The organism is Amycolatopsis sp. NPDC088138 (assembly GCF_044741685.1).
Lineage (GTDB): Bacteria > Actinomycetota > Actinomycetes > Mycobacteriales > Pseudonocardiaceae > Amycolatopsis.
In genome coordinates this window covers 282,208-298,332 of record NZ_JBIUTB010000010.1, presented here as the reverse complement: position 1 = coordinate 298,332, position 16,125 = coordinate 282,208, and the positions used below count along the sequence as shown (strand labels likewise).

The 16,125-nt window shown below is 67.7% G+C and carries 14 protein-coding genes; 7 read left to right on the top strand and 7 right to left on the bottom strand.

Going from position 1 to position 16,125, the window contains the following annotated elements:
* The 3 genes from ACIOD2_RS47600 to tcmP form a co-directional block, all read left to right on the top strand.
* The coding region (locus ACIOD2_RS47600; RefSeq protein ID WP_400552446.1) for a tyrosine-type recombinase/integrase at positions 1-858 on the top strand (858 nt) is incomplete at its 5' end.
* Positions 859-2,112: 1,254 nt separating this feature from the next.
* Positions 2,113-2,547 (top strand): hypothetical protein, encoded by a 435-nt coding sequence (locus tag ACIOD2_RS47595; protein ID WP_400552444.1) that lies wholly within the window; start codon positions 2,113-2,115, stop codon positions 2,545-2,547.
* Between the two features lie 222 nt (positions 2,548-2,769).
* A complete protein-coding gene (gene tcmP / locus ACIOD2_RS47590; protein ID WP_400552442.1) occupies positions 2,770-3,915 on the top strand; it encodes a three-Cys-motif partner protein TcmP in 1,146 nt (381 codons plus the stop codon).
* Between the two features lie 28 nt (positions 3,916-3,943).
* On the opposite strand, the gene ACIOD2_RS47585 is transcribed toward tcmP, so the two are convergent.
* On the bottom strand, positions 3,944-4,690 hold the full coding sequence (locus tag ACIOD2_RS47585) for a DUF5131 family protein (RefSeq protein ID WP_400552439.1): 747 nt from the start codon (positions 4,688-4,690) through the stop codon (positions 3,944-3,946).
* Between the two features lie 88 nt (positions 4,691-4,778).
* Between ACIOD2_RS47585 and ACIOD2_RS47580 the strand changes: the two genes are divergently transcribed.
* The 4 genes from ACIOD2_RS47580 to ACIOD2_RS47565 all read left to right on the top strand — a co-directional run bounded on the left by ACIOD2_RS47580 (position 4,779) and on the right by ACIOD2_RS47565 (position 7,306).
* Positions 4,779-5,159, top strand: coding sequence for a hypothetical protein (locus ACIOD2_RS47580; RefSeq protein ID WP_400552437.1), 381 nt, complete (start codon positions 4,779-4,781; stop codon positions 5,157-5,159).
* 692 nt (positions 5,160-5,851) lie between these two features.
* Positions 5,852-6,346, top strand: a complete 495-nt coding sequence (locus ACIOD2_RS47575) for a toll/interleukin-1 receptor domain-containing protein (protein ID WP_400552436.1) — start codon at positions 5,852-5,854, stop codon at positions 6,344-6,346.
* Positions 6,300-7,040: a hypothetical protein gene (locus ACIOD2_RS47570; RefSeq protein WP_400552434.1), complete on the top strand. Its 741-nt coding sequence runs from the start codon at positions 6,300-6,302 to the stop codon at positions 7,038-7,040. Before ACIOD2_RS47575 ends, ACIOD2_RS47570 begins: the two co-directional genes overlap by 47 nt.
* Before the next feature lie 110 nt (positions 7,041-7,150).
* Positions 7,151-7,306 (top strand): hypothetical protein, encoded by a 156-nt coding sequence (locus tag ACIOD2_RS47565; protein WP_400552432.1) that lies wholly within the window; start codon positions 7,151-7,153, stop codon positions 7,304-7,306.
* Between the two features lie 3,929 nt (positions 7,307-11,235).
* Here the strand turns inward: ACIOD2_RS47565 and ACIOD2_RS47560 are convergent.
* The 6 genes from ACIOD2_RS47560 to ACIOD2_RS47535 form a co-directional block, all read right to left on the bottom strand.
* The gene (locus ACIOD2_RS47560) at positions 11,236-12,333 is read right to left on the bottom strand and encodes a 3-oxoacyl-[acyl-carrier-protein] synthase III C-terminal domain-containing protein (RefSeq protein WP_400552430.1); all 1,098 of its coding nucleotides are present in this window, start codon (positions 12,331-12,333) and stop codon (positions 11,236-11,238) included.
* Between the two features lie 2 nt (positions 12,334-12,335).
* Complete coding sequence (locus tag ACIOD2_RS47555) at positions 12,336-12,533, bottom strand: hypothetical protein (protein WP_400552428.1); 198 nt, start codon at positions 12,531-12,533, stop codon at positions 12,336-12,338.
* 106 nt (positions 12,534-12,639) lie between these two features.
* Complete coding sequence (locus ACIOD2_RS47550; protein ID WP_400552426.1) at positions 12,640-13,113, bottom strand: cupin domain-containing protein; 474 nt, start codon at positions 13,111-13,113, stop codon at positions 12,640-12,642.
* A 22-nt stretch (positions 13,114-13,135) separates the two neighbouring features.
* The gene (locus tag ACIOD2_RS47545; protein ID WP_400552425.1) at positions 13,136-14,242 is read right to left on the bottom strand and encodes a hypothetical protein; all 1,107 of its coding nucleotides are present in this window, start codon (positions 14,240-14,242) and stop codon (positions 13,136-13,138) included.
* Between the two features lie 142 nt (positions 14,243-14,384).
* Complete coding sequence (locus ACIOD2_RS47540) at positions 14,385-15,140, bottom strand: hypothetical protein (protein ID WP_400552423.1); 756 nt, start codon at positions 15,138-15,140, stop codon at positions 14,385-14,387.
* A gap of 34 nt (positions 15,141-15,174) precedes the next feature.
* Entirely contained in the window at positions 15,175-16,056 is an 882-nt protein-coding gene (locus tag ACIOD2_RS47535) for a L,D-transpeptidase family protein (protein ID WP_400552421.1), read from the bottom strand.
* Positions 16,057-16,125: the final 69 nt, after the last annotated feature.

Below are 16,125 nucleotides of genomic sequence, written 5' to 3'. Positions count from 1 at the left end.
TGGAACAAGGCCGAAGCTCAATGGGGTGACCGGCGCATGGACACCATCATCGCCAGCGAAATCAAGACCATGGCCGAAACGGTCCGCAGCACCGCCAGGGTCCGGCGCAACTCCCGCGGCGGACGCAACGCGGCGGAGAACTTCATCGCGGCCATGCGCTGCCTCTACAAGCACCTGGTCAACGACGGACGCCTCGATGAACGCCGCAACCCCGCCATGCGCGTCACCAAACCACGCCGCAATGCCTCGACTCGTCGTGCCCTGGCAGGCAACCGGCTGAGCGAGCTGAACGACGTAGTGGCCAGCACCGGCGATGACCCGGAGCTGGACTCGCTGATCTGCCGCCTGCACGAGGAGAGCGCCTGCCGCCGCGGCGGTGCCCTCGCCCTGCGGCCCCGTGACCTCGACCGCAGGCAGTGCACGGTCCTGTTGCGGGAGAAAGGCGAGACCGAGCGCTGGCAGCCCGTCTCGCCCACCCTGATGCGTCACCTCATCGCCCACAATGAGGAACGCGGCAACGGCGACCCGCAAGGCCAGCTGCTGCGCTACAGCAGCGGAAAGCCGATCACCTACCGTCGCTACGACTACATCTTTGGCCGGGTTCAGAACGAGCTGGACTGGGCCAGAGCCCTGCAGGTCAGTGCCCACTGGCTCCGCCACACCACTCTGACGTGGGTGGAGCGCAACTTCGGCATGGGCGTCGCCCGCGCCTATGCCGGGCACGCCGAGTCAGGCGGTGACCTGACCACCACCAGCTACGTGAAGGCTGACATCAGCGAGGTGGCCGAGGCTCTCGCAGCGCTGACGGGGGGATCGCACCCGCTTGCACCCGCGAGGACGGCGCGGGACGAGGCGTAGTGATGATCGGTGGGCGCGGCGGCAAGCCGCCGCGCCCGCCTTCAGTCGGCTGTCCGATGTGGCGTGCTCGCCAGGTCGGCGTGATAGGTGGTGACCATCCCATGCAGGACATGTTGTGGGTAGACGACCAGGAGATCGTGCTCCGGCAGGGCCGCGAGCAGCACCTGGTCGCCAGGGCGTATCCGGCTCTGTGCACGTAACCGGGCGGGCAGAGTTAGGCTCATCTTCGGGGGTACGGACGCCTGCCCTCGCGTGGCGCACGGTGTTACGACGAGCAGGCCCGAAGACACTGTGAGTTGAATCGGCAAGCCGACGGCCCAGTCCAGCTGTTCCAGAGCCACCCGCGCCGCCACCACGCCGTTTCCGCCGACTCGGACCAAACTGAAGATGACAGAGCTGCCGTCCACCAAAGGTCCGAGATCTGCTACTGGCAAGGGAACGACAGCGTCCAGGCTTCGCTTTCGAGCGGGTAGAGCTAGTGCTGAGACGATCCGATCCGCTGACTGGGGAATACCAACTGAGAAGCTACCAATCGCTGGCTCAGATTCTGCAGGGCATTCAGGCGTATCGGCCTCGGCGCCACTCCATGTTCTCGACATCCTGCATCCACGTGTTCTCGGCGTGGGGAGGGACTCTCTGAGGATGCCGCACAAATTCAAGGTCGGCAATGTCGTGCGCAGGGATTCGACCCTCTGACGACCACCTTAGAAGAGTGGGTGACGACGCCGTCTAAGGGATCTACCAGCCACTATGGCCTCAGGCTGCCCCTCGTAACCTCAGAAATCACACGGTTTCGGGTCACGGAATGGGTCACGCGAGAAGGCGGCAGGTGTGGTTCCCGTCACAAGTGAACGCGCGTGTCGTCGGAGGCGCATGGCTCGAGAGGTCGCCTGGTCGGCGTCGCTGGTGCGGTGCGCCCCTCGGCCGGGCGCGGGCTCTGGACGCTGGCTCTCCGCAACGCTCATCCCGGACCGTGATCGCCTTGAGCTAGGCGAGTCGATCGACATTAACCTCCAGTTCCGGTGTCGCGTCCCGCGTCAAGTCGGCCACGCGTCCAGCGACACCATCGACGCCCTGGTCGCTCGTAGGGGTCGAACAGAGGCGGAAAGGCCATAGCCGCAGATGCTGACGGAAGGTGTGTGTAGCAATATGGGCCCGCCCAGCGACGTTGTTGCCTGAGACAACAGCGAATCTAGTGGCAAGGGTGGCGCAGTATCCAGCGTCGTGCACCCGATTCGCATTCGGAGGCAAGGTATGAACAACTGGCTCGTGTTGATCGGCACGCTGTTCGGGACGATGATCGGCACAGCGGGAACGATTGTTAGCCAACATCTTGCGAGCCATATGGCGGAGAGGCGGGAACGTGCTGCGCGGGCGGCTGAGTATCGCGCCGAGCGACTCCACGTGAGTGAGGCAATGATCGAAGTCGGACAAGCGATCGAACGTGCGGCTGTGAACCGGCGAGAACCCTCCAGTGAACTGCACGACCGCTTATGGGTACTTCAGGCTCGGCTTGCCATAGTCGCCTCTGACAGGCTCAAGCGGACGATGAACGACTGGGTGATCGCGCTGAACTGCGTTCACTGGGAAGGTGCCCCTGCTGATCAACTCGTCTGGGTCTATCTGCAGGAACCGCGAGGCCGGTTCCTCGACGCGGTGAGTGCGGAGCTTGCGGGGCTTGAGAACTAAGACCGCCGAGACTCGGCGCATAATTACCGGCGACCCCAGTTTCCTGTGGAAGGTTGAGCAGGCGGGTTCCCGTCGGGACAGAGTTGACCGAGGTGGGCAGTTATCTGCTCGTTCAAGTGTTCGCAGGACAGTTCGGCCGCGCGAGTGATATTCCGTAGCGTCACTTCAGGCTCACCTGTGGTCGTGTGACGATCGGAAGGTCGGCTGCGGGGGAGGGCCCCTATGGCGAAAGGCACCAACGCCGGCCTCCTGGACAACCAGCAGGCTCAATCGGTGTTTAAGCACGAGCTGCTACGGGGCTACGTCCTCCCGTTCGTTGTGATGACCGCGTCGAAGATCCCAGGTCGGCGGGCGACGGTGGTGGACGGCTACGCCGGCCGCGGGCGGTACGACGATGGACGACCGGCATCGGCGGAGCTGCTGCTGCAGGCCGCGCACCGGGCACGTAGGTCCACCCAGGTCCAGGTGCTGCTAGTCGAGCGTAAAAGACAGGACTACCGAAGGCTGTCGATGGTCGCGGCCGAGTACCGTGACCAAGGCTTACAGGCCGAAGCGTTTCACGGCCAAGTCCAGGACCACCTGCCCGAGATCGTGTCTAGCGCTGACGGCGTGCCGCTGTTCTTGTTCCTCGATCCCTGCGGCGCGATCCTGCCGTTCGTCGAGCTACACCGTCTGCTTCGGCGGGCACGCGGTAGCAGCTGGCCACGAACCGAGGTGCTCCTGAACTTCAGTGCCGACTTCACTCGACGCGCGGCCGGAGTCCTACACAAGAACCTGCATGACCATGCCGCGATCCGGGCGATGGACGCCGTTTGCGGCGGTCCTTGGTGGCGGCAAGTTGCGCTCGACGCGCACAAGAGCTCGCGTCGCGGAGACTGGGAGTCGGCGGCGGAAGCCGTTGTAACCGACTATGCGCGCCGGCTCGGCGCAGCCACGAACATGAAACATGTCGTGGTTCCGGTTCGGCGGCAGATGCATCACCAGCCGGTCTATCACCTGGTATTCCTGACCAGGGGTGAGCACGGGATCTGGGTCTTCGGGCACAGCACCGCCGCGGCCCGACGTGCCTGGCTGGACGTAGTCGGCCCGGGCGCCGACCCACCCGAGGGGATGCTGTTCAACCTCGCCGAGTTCCAGCAGGAAGACGAAGAGCAGCGCGCCATCGAGGAGATCAAGCGCAACCTGGTCAAGCTCGCCGGACGTGACGGCAGCTTCAAGCTGGCGCACCACCCGCAAGCAGTGTTTGGAGACGCCTACGGCATCGCCGGCGACGTCCTCGTGCGCAAAGCCGCCCGTGAGCTGCACAAGGCCGGCACGATCCGCATCGACTGCACGCTCAAGCAGGTGCGAGACTGGGTGGTCGGCTGACCACGACAGCATTCGAGTGGCCGGCGACTCAGTGGGCGAGTAGCAGCGGCATCTCATCCCACAGCCGGCCGTCGAGTTCGCGGCCGCCGGCCTTCGGCGTGCGACCGCCCCACTGCTTGTGGAAGAAGGCGACCTCGGCGTCCTGGCAGCGGTCGCGGATGCCTCGCACCCAGGCAGGGTCGACAGGACGAGCGCGGGGACCGGACTCACCGCCGGTGATCACCCAATCGATACCGTCCAACTCGAGCCCGTCCAGTGGTCCCAGCAGCGGCTCGCAAGACAGGAAGCGCACCGCCGCCGGCACGTCGCGCAGATCATCGACCCGGCCAATCTGTGAGGCGTTCTCCACGCTGACCCCGATCCACAGATTCGCTGGCCACGACAGCTGATCAGCCAGCCGCCGCAGGCGCGTCGAGCGTTTGGTCAAGACCTGATAGGTGTGCTGCGGGGTAGTCGCGATGACCTCGAACACGTCCCGAACGAATGCTATCGGTACCTTGGCGTGGAACAGGTCGCTCATCGAGTTGACGAACACCACCCGCGGCGTGCGCCACCGCCGCGGCGAATCCAGCGCGTCCGGGTGGACCGTCACACCGAAGCCGGGGCCGGAGGTACGCGGGTCACCGTCGTTCTGGTACTTCGGCGTGCCCATGGCTTTCAGCCGCTTGGCCAGCGTGAGGGCGTAACAGTTGTCGCAACCGGCCGATACCTGGTCGCAACCTGTCGTCGGGTTCCAGGTGACTTCCGTCCACTCGATCGCCGACTTGCCGCTCATCGTCACTCCTGCTCGCGCACCGCTCATCGCCCCTTGCCCGGGAAACTTTACGCGATATCCGTAACGAAGATCCCGTAACATCGAGTTTGTGACCGAGATGGACGTCGAACGGCTGCGTCGGGTCTCCCAACACGCGTTCGGACAGCGGTACCGCCTCGAGCTGATGTTGGCAATTGCCGGCACCGGCGACGGTATCGTCTGCCTCACCGACCTAGCCAAAACCCTCGAGATCACTATCAGCAACCTGCAGAGCCCGCTGCGTGCCCTGGTCGAAACCGGACTGATCAGTCCGCTACCCCGCGGCGACTCTCGCAGGAAGTTCTACATTCGCAACCCCAGCGCCGCCTGGGCCTGGGCTCAGGAGCTCAATGAGCGTTGCCAACGTGACTTTCTGGTGTCCGCCTCGGGTTCTGTCGATTCAGGATCGCCGGGTAACGACGTCGAGTCACCTGGAAGCAACATTCCGTAATACCGGCGGCGGTGTCGGCGATTTCTGATCTATGCCGACGGTCAGGTCCGCCGAACTCCGGCTGTTGGTTCGGCGTAGCTCGACTGTCGGGAGAGCCTCGTCCTCATCATGAGGCAGTGTTCGTCAGTTTCGAGGAACGGGCAGTCGGTGATCAGCGTCTTGCCGTCATGAACGGCGACAGTCGTAGCGGTTGTGCTCGTCTTGCAGCGGGTAACCAGCAACGAATGCGCCGCAGGTCTTTGGCCAGGAGTGGCTGGGGCAACCCGCCCCTTCGAGGCGCTCGGCGTCCGAGATCGCTAACAAATTCACGGGAGAGGCCGGGGTTGTGGCGACCGCCCTCCGATTCATCCGCTCGGCCACCTCTTGGGGAAGTGTCCCATGGATGCCCCGCTTGGCGTCGAGTTCCACCACGGAAAACGTCAGGCGGCGAGGCTACGCAGTTACATGAATATGTCGGAGGGCGCCTCTACTATGGACGTATGACGCGATGTACAGCACCGTCCCGAGGCCACCGCACCGCGAGCGGGGCTGCGAACTGCCCAGCGTGCAGCAGCCGGGGAAGATCGTCCTATCGCTCGTCCTACTCCTACTCGTCGCCCCGGTCGTCCTACGGCGGTGGCGGCGGCGGGTCGAGCTACGGCAGCTCGTCGGGCGGTAGCGGAGGCTCCCGTCGGACCAGGACCGGCAGGTCGGTGTCGTACACGCCGACGGAGTGGCGCACCGTCGAGCCTTTCACCGAGAAGGCCGGCGAGCAGGCGCAGGCGCACCCGGAACGCCGCGACCTCTTCTTGTGCCACGCTTGGCCCGACCGAGAAGGCAGCGCGAAGGAGCTGCACGCCCACTTGAAGTCGAACGGTGCGTCGGTGTGGTTCAGCGAGGAGGACCTGCCCCTCGGCTCGCTCATGATCCGCGAGATCGACAAGGGACTGCGGAACTCCCGCGTTGGCATCGTGCTGGTCACGCCCGCGCTTCTCAAAAGCATCAACGACGAGGGCGTAGCGGAGAAGGAACTCGCCGTGCTGCTGTCCACTCGGCGCGTCATTCCCGTCTTACACGGGGTGAGCTTTAACGACCTTAACGACGTGAGCCCGATGTTGGCCTCGCACGCTGGGCTGAGCACTGCGGAGTCGTCGCTCGACGTTGTCGCAGCCAAAGTCGCTGCCGCTGCCGCCGCGCTCGCGGACTAAGTTCAGCAGAGCCTGCGCAAGCGGGCGAGTCCATTCGCAAACCCCGTCCTTCGAGAGCCCGCGCACCGGCATCGCCCAAGCCCGCCGGGCCGACACCCTCGAAGACCTGCTGCGCCGCACCCGCCGCGCGCTGCACGACCCGGCCCACGCCCGCGCCGCCTGGATCCTCGCCGACCCCGCCACCCAACCGACCGCCGGCGACGATCAGCACCGGGTGGAACTGCTGGCGGAGCTCGCCGGCGTCCTGGACGCCGGCACCTTGGGTATCGACTACCAGCCCATCCGCACCCCGGTCGGCTGGCTGGCTGCGGTCTGCCCCGCCCGTGCTGGCTCAGCGCGACCGGCGCCCCCCGGGGACTTGGCTGACATCGCCGAATTGGCCGAGCACACCGGCCTGCTCGCCGCTATGTCGCCGCACATGCTCACCGCTGCAGCCCGCGACGCCGCGACCTGGAGCGCCGCAGACCGACCGGCACCGGCGGTGCTGCTGGGTCTGCCCGGCGCCACCGTCCACGACGAGGCCCTGCTCGACACCGTGACCGCCCAGGCCGCCGATAGCGGCCTGGGCGGCCGGGCGGCTGCAACTGGCGATCCCGGCCTGGGCCCTGATCGGCGCACCGGCGGTCCTGCGCCGACTTCGCGATTTCCCCACCGGACCCGTGGGGATTCGCCTGGCGCTGACCGACGTGCTTGACGATCATATCCCGATCCAGGCGTTCACCACCGTGCCCCGGGGTCACGATCAGCCTCACCGCCGCCACCGCGCTGACCACCACCCCCGTCGGCACCACCCCGCTGGTCGCCGTGCTCACCACGATCCGCGCTTTCGGCGTTCATGCCCTCACCGACCCCGCAGCCGGGACCTCGCCGCGCCGCGGCTTCGGCCTCTATCAAGCCCCTGAGACCATCGCCGCCGATGCGGTGCGTTCATTGCTCATCGAGCCGGGCACCCGCAGGTGAACGCCGAGTGCCGCAGGGCACAGTCTTCGTGTTCTCCGGTTGAGCGTCGCCCCGCTGAGCAGAACATGGTTCCACGGCACAGGAACCGGGCGAGAGTGATCTTGGCGGGAGGGACGCTTCGTGACTACCAAAGAGAAATCTCACAGAACAACCGGTCGGCGGGTGGCAGTGATCGTGTTGCGGGTGCTGGTGGTCCTCGGCGGGATCGGCGTGTGCTGCTGGGTTGCGCTGTGGCTCGCCTTCGCCCTCTGACGCTCCTGCACCGCGGCCCGGGGCAGTGACGGGACGTGCGCGTGGAGCACAAAACAGTGCTGTGGCCGCTTCGCACCGGCACTTACCAGCCCCGCCGGCGCAGTGCGAGAGGACGACCTCCCGGCCGCCGATGCGGCGCTGAGCGGCACTCGCGGCGCTGGCGAAGACCTCCAGGTAGGTCCGGAGGTGGCGGTGGGCGTCACGGTACATCGGGTGCGCCTTGTCGTGGTTGCCGAAGATGAGGTGCCTCTCGCCGGGGGCGGGTCGGCGAGGACCACCGGAGCGCGCTTCTGAGAGCTGGCGGCGATGTCGCCGAGTACTCAGACCTGGTCTCAGGGCTTAACGGCGGCCCGCCACTTCGCGGCCAGGTGCTCGTCGTGCTCGTCGGCAGAGGCGAAGCCGCGGATGGCGGTGTCCGATGTGGAGGTCGGACGTGAAGTGAACGGCCATACTCCGGACTTCTGCGCGCCACTTCGTACTTACTCAAGTTTATTCGTCGGAATGCTCTGCTCTTCTCGGCGTCTGCGGCGCCACGCTGCGGCGGTGCGTGTCGCTGCGCCTCCGCCCACTGTTGAAAGTAGACACACTCCCAAAGTTGGATCGGCGAACCGAGCGAATGTCAGGGTGGCTCCCGCAAGCAAGACCAAGTGCGCTAAGCCCCACCACGGATTCGGGACCATCTGGAAGAGCAACCGCCATCCAGGCGGGTCGGTGGGCTGCGCGCCAAGCCGGGACCGGCTCGGCGGGGGGCGTTTACACATGGTGGACATGATGACAAGAATCCGGCCTAGGAAAAGGGGCAAAAGACGGACAACGGTTTACGTAACGAATCGCTTACGTGAAAAGTTCTCCCTCCCCGTGGTGCGCGGCCTGAGTTGCCAGGGCTTGAACACGCGTGCTCGCTCAGCTCGGCCACGAGTTGGGAGCTGGGACGGGTGGGGCGGTCTGCTGGGAGAGGGGAGGGGTAGAGCTACCGGGTGTAGGAGGCCGGGGGCGTCACAGTCGGGGGTGCGGCGTGAGCGATACACGCGGCCTCCCCGGTGCTCGGGTGCACGCGGCCGGGAGGGCGGTTGCACCGGTAGCCCTGGGGTGTCCTGGCCTGGCACTTGTAGCCCGCCCGCTGAAGGATGCGCAGCGTGTCTGCCGAGGTCGGCACGGTTCTCGCCTGTCGGGTCGAGGGTGGGGGGCTAGACGAGGCGAGAGCGCGGGCGCAGCGGATCCCCATGCGCCGGGGATCGGAATGTGTGGCCGCCACCTCCCAGATCAGGCATACTGGGGCTGTGTCCCATGCATCCGAGATCAGTCAGGAAGACTCTTCAGGGTCATCTGACGCTCTTGGGCGCTCACGCCAGGCGTTGTTCGCCGCCTCACGGTCGTCCGCCGGGAAAACCTGGTTAGCCGTATTGGCTGCACTCACGCACAACCAGCCAAAGCTCCTGACGGTCTCAGCTTGCCTAACTGGTCATTCTGCGTCCCCGAGTACTACTCGCGTATCGGCGCGAGGTCCCCGGCGCGTTCCCGCCTTCACCACTGACGACTTTCACCGTCGATGGCGGTGAACTGAGCGTCGTAGGAGCAGCCTCGACGCCGGTTCCCGTCCTAGACGACGCGGGGAGCCGGAGTGAATACGAAAATTGCGGAAGCGCTGGGCCATGTCGCGGTAGCTGGTCCGGCTGCGGGCGCAAGTGTGCTGGCCGCCACCAGTCCGATTGCGGCCGCAGGTGTTTTGTGTTTCATTGTGCTGGTCTCGAAACTGCCGGACGCCTGGGAGAACGTGCCGGACGCCTGGGAGAGATATTCGAAGACGTAGCAGAGAAAAAAGCAGGATAAAAAGCTGTGGAAACTGGCCTTGAGCCCTGAGGCGACGGACGCGCGTGCATACGCGCGGGCTTGGCTCGAATACCGCGAGGGATTCGGGGCGGCTGCGATGACGCCGATCCCGGAAGCCCCGCCGATCGCGGACGTCTCGCCGAAGTCGAAGCGGCGGAGGGTGTGGCGGCGGTTGAGGCCCGACTAGTCGGTGAGCGGGGAAAGTCCTGCCGGGTGTCTCACTCCGGGTAGTAGCGGCAGAGCCCGCTCGGCAGGTGGCCGTGACGGTCTGTCCACTGCGTGCTAAGCCGTTATGGCCGAGGTTGCCGCTCGAAGGCAGGATGGGCCAGTCCTGTCTCCCTGCTCCCGGACCCGGACTCGCTCGGCGGCGATAGTAGGTAGCCTCCTTGATTGGCCGTTGCCAGGTGACGTAACCGGCTTTGGTCCTCAGGTTGCGGTTGAGTGCGAATTGACGCCTATCCCGATGATGTTGTGATCGCAGCCTGAGGGGGTCCGCTTGGCCGCGGCTGGGGGTGTACAGAGTGGGGGAAGTTAATTCGGTGTTATTAGTGGCGGTTGCGCTTCCGGTTACGACGAACGCATCACAGTCCGTTTCTCCTCCGGCGTAGTGGTGTACTCGTTTGAGGATGCTCAATTTGAGAGCGGCGTCTCGTGCTCGGCGAACGGTCTTGGGGTCGAGGCCGGCGCGTTCGGCCCAGTGGCGAACCGAGATGGAGCCTCGCGTGGCGATGACGGCGTAAGCGAATGCGTCGAGAGCTGCGCGTAAGCTACTGATCCGTACGCCGGCGATCGTGTCGGCGCGTGCCGCCGTGCTGGCTCCGCGGGTCAATTGCCTGTTCACGGCCGCTTGAAGCTCAGCACGGACGTGTCGTAGCCGGTCAGGTGACGTTTCGTTCTGGTGGTGGCCGGCTTGAGGCGGTCCCAGGCGTCGTCGTCGCGGCCTACTTTCTGCCGCCTCGCGAAGCGCAGGTAACCAGCGGTTGCAGCGCCAGTCGTCTCTCCCGACGTGGGTGGCCTGTGTCGGGGAAGCTCGGCGGAAGAGGTCCCACGCCTGCTGCTCGGAGAGGCCGCCTTCGGCAGCGACGATCGTGGTGGCGGGTGCCCAGAACCAGCGCCGCCAAGCTCGCTGCCCGATTTCACGGGCTTTGGTGCCGGCGAGGTTCGCGAATGCCCAGGCGTGCGCTGTGGCGTGGCCGGCGCGGGCGAGCGCCAGGGCGTAGCCGTACTCGCGTTCGGACCTGCTGACGTTCGCGGCCCCGCGTCGACGCGCTGGTCGTATACCCCGCGGGGACCGGGACGCGATGAGCTCCGGCACGTCGTTCGTCGTCAACGTGCAGCTCAGGATGGGGCTGGGCAGCTCGTGCCGATGTGGCGAGGAGGTGAGCCGGAGGGTCGAGCGGACAGTGGCGGAAACGTTTTGCCGGGTCGCGATCATGCGGACGACGCACTGTAGTTCCTCGCGCAGGCACGGTGGCGTCTTGATGACGAGGTGGGTGTGACCTAGGCGGCCGGAAGCGCGCCGGAGCCAAGGCAGGCCGTAGCGATCGGCCCAAAGGAGGAGCTGTTCGGCGACGACCTCGCCTGCGCCGGCGCCGATGCCGGTGTCTTCGGGGTCGATGTCGATGGCGAGGAGGGGCTGGCGGAGCGTGCCGACGATGGCTCGGGCCGAGCTGTCGGTGTTGAGGATGCCGGCGGCGTCCTCAAGCTGGTGGGTGATCGTGTGCGCGTGGTTGTCAGCGTCGATGACGATGAACGGCGCACCGAAAAGTGCCTGGTCGAGGCGCGACGGCAGGTAGTTGTCTGGCATGGGATTCCTCGGGAGCTCGGCGTGACGGGCCAGGCGCTGGTCAACGCTTCGCGTCGGCTGGCGCGCGCCAAGGCCAGCGCACGGGCGGGGCGAGAACCCCCAGGCTCGGCGGTACCGCGTCGATGCGGAGGATCGCGGCGGTCCAGGTCATGCCGATACCGATGCCGAGCAACGCGACGTTGTCGCCAAGGACCACCGCGCCGCAGGTGAGCAGGTGGGTGAGGCCGACGATCTGGTCGTTGGGTCCGATGTGGCCCCACTGGTCGCCGGCGTGGCAGAGGGTGCGGTCGGCGGTGATGCCGAGCGGTTGCAGGCAGTGGGTGTCGAGCAGGTGCCGGCCGTAGTGCGGCAGTAGCACCCAGCGCAGCTGGTCGAGCCGCAGGCCGGCGTCGAGGAGCGCCTCCTCCATGACGGCGCGGACCCCATCGTGATTGCGGCGAGTGACCGAGGCCGCGCCGACAGCGTCGGTGTATTGGCGTTTGCGTTCGCGGATCCGTTCGATGCCGAGTTCGGTGGTGCCGGCGGGGGCGAAGCGGTGGTTGCCGCGGTGGAGTTGTTCGAGGGTGGGGTCGGTGTAGGAGCTGGTGGCCAGGATGTGGGCGAGGCCGGGGTGGCGGCCGAGGATGAGGGCGGAGCCGCCGTCGCCGTAGGCGATGCCGTGGTCTGCGGTGAGGTGGTCGAAGGCGGGTGGGCCGAAGGTTTCGCCGCCGGTGAGCAGGACGGTGTCGAGGTCGGGGCTGCCGGCAAGGACACGGGCGGAGATGTCGATGCCGCCGACGAGGCTGTTGCTCATGGCATTCAGCTCGGAGGCGATACCGCGGCCGGCGGGCAGGCCGAGTCGGGATCGGACGTAGGCGGCGCGGGACCAGAAATCGATGCCGCGGCTGCCGCGCCAGATCGCGGCGTGAAAGTGCAGATCGGGCACCGGCAGCGGGCCGGTGGTGGTGATGGCCATGCTGGCGAGGGCGTTGCGCGCGGCGCGCACGGCCAGATCCATGCCGGTGCTGCCGGAGGCGATCGACACCGCGCGCTGGCTGGTCGCTGCGTGCAGCGTGTGCTCGGTCTCGAGGTTCTCGACGGCGACGATGTCTCCGAGCGCGGCGCCGACGCCGCGCAGGTGAAGGTTCTTCCAGCGCATGATCAGCACCGCCCACTGTGAGTGGGCTCTGTCGGGCCCGACACAAGGTCGTTGGTGATGGCGCTGACCGAGCTGTAGAAGGCTCGTAGGTGGTGGTTCTTGATGCCAGCACAGGCGGCGATTTCTTCGAGCGTGACCCGTCCGCCGGGCGGAGGGTCGGCGAGCAGGTCGCGGGCGATGTCAGTAATCCAGGTGCGCATGATGTCTTCCTGATCGAGCCGGTTCGTGAGGCACGCCAGGTGACGGGAGGCGCCGAACGGGTCTGGTCGGCGGGTGGCGTGGTGCTGGACGGGAGTGAGCGCCGGGTCAGGTGCGGCGGGCGCGACCGCTGCGCCGGGTGAGCAGCGCCTTGTGGTGGGCGCGGCGCAGGTCGGGGATCTGGTCGCGAGCTGCGCGGTCGAGTTCGGGCATGCGGTGCATGTCGGTGTCGAAGCCGGGGTCGGTGCGGAAGACCAGGGCCAGGACGGAGGCGTTGTTGCTGAGGTTGACCACCGCGTACGGCAGGGTCGCGGGGATGTAGATCATGTCGCCGGCCTGCGGGTGGAAGGGCTGCATGGCGTTGCCGGAGAGGACGGCGACGTGGCCGCTGACGATGGCGATCGCGGTTTCGGTGGTGTCGTGGCGTTGCGGGGCGAGGGTGGTGGCGCCGGGCAGGTGCATGCGGCCGCCGGAGAGTGCGCGGGTGGGCACGATCCCGGCTCGCAGGATCGGGGTGAGCGTCTCGTCTTCGTCCGCCAGCTGGCCGGCGGCGGACGGGATCGGCGTGGTCGTGGAATCCATGTCGGCAGTCCTCTCCGTGGGTTCAGCGGGCCGGGGAGTCGGTGGCGTGGTGGGCGAGTTCGCAGGCCAGCGCGGCGTTGGCGACGGCGTCGGGGACGAGCCGGCGGCCGTGCCCGCACGCCGCGGCGACCGCGAGCACGGGCCGGTCCAGTTCGGTTTCGACCAGCCCGAGGGCGGTGCGGGAGTCTTTGGGGTGGGTTTCGTCGACGAGGCCTGCGATGACGTCGATGTCGCGGCGCAGGTGTCGCAGCGCTCGGTAGAACCGCGGGTCCGTCGGTGGGGCCTGGGTGCCGGTGCACATCGGGATGTGCGCGGCGGGCATCGGAATCCGGAGCCGGTGTAGCTGCTTGTGCAGGGCGTTGAGGAACTGCACGGCAGGAACGAGGTCGGTCAGGGCGAACAGGGGCTGGTGGCCGAGGTCGCCGTGGCACAGGTGGATCCGCCACGTCGCCTCGCGCGGGCCATCGGCGAAGACGCGCGCGGCCTGCTTGGCCAGCGCCCGCACCGCCGCGGGCCACAACGGCCTCGGGGTGCGATCGAGTGTGGCGAGCACGGCGGGGGTCTCGAGCTGGAAGACGACCTGGCTGCCGTGCTGGCGGTGGATGGTGTGGACGTCGTCGAGTACGGCCTGGCGGAAGGCCGGCAGGTGCGTGACGGCGGAGCCGGGGCTGCCGAAAGTGAACAGCGACAAGTCGTACGGATTCGGTACGGACACCTGGTGCGGCGGGAAGTCGCGGTCGTCGCGCAGCTGGGCTCGGGCGGCCATGACCGCGTCGGTGTGGGCGGCGCGGCCGAGGGACAGGTCCTCGGATTCCAGCCAACGGCCGCACTTGAGGCGGTAGGTCGGCATGTCGTCGTAGTCGGCGGAGGCGCCGGTGCGGACGGGTTCGAGCGCGTCGACGGCGGCGAGGCCGTCGAGCCAGTCGATGATCCACCGCGGGTCCGGGTCGCACGGCAACCCGGTCAACGCCGTGTCGGGGGCGTGGTCGAAGAACCACTGCATCATCTGGCGGTGGTCGCCGGCCAGGACGGCGGGCAGGGAGCCGACGAAGTGCACGGCCCGGACGTCCTCGCGTGTGGTGGCGTCGAGCTGGTCGTGGCTGTGGTAGCTGAAAACGAGCGTGGACATGGATTTCTCCCCTGGTGGGTGAGTCGGATGGGTTGGTGTGGTGCGGGCGTGGGGAGGGCCACCCGGCGGGGACGTGGGAGCGGGAGGGTTGCGCGGGCCCGCGATAGAGGGTTTAGGGGTACGGGCCCGCGCGGCCTGCGGGTCAGCCGGTGACGGCGACGTGGCCGGGCTTGGGCTGCGGCTTGGGCGCGGTCCGGTCACCCGGGTTGTCACCCTGCTGCTGGTGCTGTTCGCCCGGCTTGATCGGACGGGACGTGCCGGGAGCGCCGGGCTTGTGCGTCGGTGCCGGGCGGGTGCCGGTGGGCGGGTTGCCCGTCGGCGGCGGGGGCGTTCCGGCGCCGCAGCTGACCGTCGCCACTGTCACCGTGATAGCCGTGCCCGCGCTCGGCTTGCTGGAGGTAGGCCCGCCGGTGCCGTTCGTGCGGGTGGGGGCGGTGCTGGTGGTGACGGTGATGACCCCAGCGGTGCCGTGGCCGCCGGGAGAGACTTTGAGGTTGCCGCTGCCGCCCTTGGGGGCGCTGGTGGTGATGGCGCCGTTGCGGCAGGTCGCGGTGAACGGCCCGACGGTGGTCCCGCCGACCCGCACCGAGGCGACGCGGGCTTCAGCGAATCCGGCGCCGGCTTGCAGGCTGATGCCGCTGGCCACCACCGCACCGCTGGGACTGGAGACCGAGCCGCCGGCTGTCTTGATCGCGCCGCTGCTGGACACGCCCGGCCGGGCGGAGAGATGTTCTCCGCCGGAGACGGAGATCCCGGTCGCCGTAGACGTCGCCGCGGCGGCAGCGAGGACGGGCGGCGCGGCGGTGGCTGGGGTGCAGCTGGAGGCGAGGGTGGTGAGGGTGCCGATGAGGAGTGCGCCGGCTCCGGCGGCGGCGAGGGCGGTACGGGTGGTGTTCATGACTGGCTTCTCCAGAAGTGATGGTGTGGTTGGGTTAGCGGATGAGAACCGGGGTGCCGATGGGTACCGGGTCGCTGGGGTTGGTGAAGGTGGCGAGAGCGTCGGCCGGGACGCGGATGCATCCGTCGCTGGACGGGCGTCCGAACACGTCGGCTGCGGGCCAGCCGTGGATGCCGGTGGTTCCGGGCCCGCCGCCGTAGGTGGAATAGCTCGCCGAGTGGATTCCGAGTGGGAAGATCACCGGGCTGAACTTCTGCGTCGCGTCGGTCATCGAGGCGAGCACGAACGTCCGCCCGGCCGGTGTCGGCGCGGCCGGAGTGCCGACACCGACCTTCCAAGTGCCGATCTGCTGGTGGTCGCGGTAGAGCGTGAGCCGGAACGCGGCCCGGTCGATGACGATCCGGTCGGTCGTCGACCGGATTGTGAGCGTGTTGTCCTGGGTGGACAGCCAGCCGGTGGAGCCGTTGGGCCGCGATGGCAGCAGCACCTGCACCCAGCCCGGTTCGTCCGCGATCACCGGTACCCATGTGTCGGACCCGAGCTGCGTGATGGGCAGGACCGCGATGGCCGCGCCACCGGGCTGGTCGAACACCGGCACCGGGGTGGTCGGGTGCACGAGCTGCCCGTCCGGTATCTCCTCGGTCGTCGCGTCCTGCGGAGCGTTCGCGACGGTGCTGAAGGTGCTGGCTTCGGGCAGCCCGGTCAGATTCGGGACCGCGCGGGCGGCGACGACCGGGGCGTAGAGCTCGACCCCCAGCTCGACCCCCAGCTCGACCGGCTCGGTGCCGCGCGCTGTGTCGGGTGCTGTCGGTGACGGTGCGAGCAGCGCGCCGGCGGCACCGACGAGCGCGATCCCGGCCAGCCAGAGCGCGAGCACTCGCCACCGGTTCGGTGCCGGCGGTGGCATCTCGGACATGACGAGTCCTTCCTCAAGGTCGATGGAGGCCGCGGTAGGCCCGCCCGCTGTCGAGCGGGCCTACCGCGA